The sequence below is a fragment of the Pseudomonas sp. P5_A2_2 genome (assembly GCF_054177685.1).
The window spans coordinates 1-1,194 of the sequence record NZ_JBGCUL010001222.1 but is presented as its reverse complement, the minus strand read 5'-3'; the positions used below and the strand labels follow the sequence as shown (position 1 = coordinate 1,194).

Here is a 1,194-nt window from a genome sequence, read left to right as displayed (position 1 = left end):
GTACGGCATGTCCGCAGAGACCTTTGACCCTTCAGGGAAGATCAACGCTGCCGCCACTGAGCGGGGATTGAAGCTGAACGTCAATTACGCCAAATCCCTTGAGCGCATTGGCGAAAAGTTCGAGATGTTCGATGCACTGCAAATGCGTGAAATCACCGGGTCTACTTATTACCAAGGAGGGATCTATACCCCCGGCGCTGTGTTGATTCAACCCGCACAATACATCAGAGACCTGGCAGCAGGGCTGGAAGGGAAAATCACTCTCTTTGAGCGTTCTCCAGTTATCGAATTGTCGAAGCAGGGTAGCGGCTGGATCGCTCGATCTCATAACGGGACGGTGCACGCCCCCAAGGTCATTCTTGGAGTGAACGGCCACATTGAAGACTTTGGTCATTATCGGGGACGCCTGCTGCACGTCTTTACGTACGCCTCCATGACTGCAGCGTACAGTGATGATGCATTCAAGAAAGACGTGCCGGGCAAAGCCAGGTGGGCCTTGTTGCCGGCTGATCCAATGGGTGMGACTGTTCGTAAAATCTCTACAGACGGTCTCTCGCGTATCGTCATCCGGACAAAATTCACCTATGACCCGAGTATCCAGGTCACCCCAGAGCGTGTAGCGGCGGTTGCCAAAGAACAGCGACATTCTCTGGATGCACGCTTTCCCGAATTGAAATCCACTGCGTTGGAGTTCAGCTGGGCCGGCCGTCTGTGTTTGAGTCGTAACAGCGCCGCTGCATTTGGCGAGATCGAAGAAAACCTGTATTCGGCTTGCTGCGAAAATGGGTTGGGAACGGTCAAGAGCACTCTGGCAGGTGTAATGGCGGCGGAATTGGCTTCGGGTATACGTTCTGATTTTCTGGAAAGTATCAGTCACGCGCCAGGACCGAGCAGGCTCCCCCCCCAAATAATAACGAAGCTGGGCGTCAGTTCAGTCATTCGTTGGCATGAATTTTGGGCCGGGAGAGAAGGTTAACAAGTTTAAGTTGTCGGCCTTTCCTATAAAGGCTATTTAATAAGTTACTAATAAGAACGGAACAATCCATGAAGAGTATTTGGAAGGCATTCTGCGCGCTCGCGCTTGTGGGCATGATGAGTTTGCAGGCACATGCTGAAGAAAAAAACATAGTGATGGGGACTATGTCCTGGGAGGATTTGGTGCCCATTACCGGCATTACAAAGAAGGTGCTTGAG

The 1,194-nt window shown here is 51.8% G+C and carries 1 protein-coding gene and 1 pseudogene; both read left to right on the top strand.

All coding sequences use genetic code 11. The features are described 5' to 3' along the window. Positions 1 to 976 (top strand): NAD(P)/FAD-dependent oxidoreductase (locus ACXRVY_RS30270; protein WP_458239107.1); only part of this gene is annotated, 976 nt, incomplete at its 5' end. A gap of 68 nt (positions 977 to 1,044) precedes the next feature. After that, positions 1,045 to 1,194: pseudogene (locus ACXRVY_RS30265) on the top strand (glycine betaine ABC transporter substrate-binding protein); the annotation flags it as partial.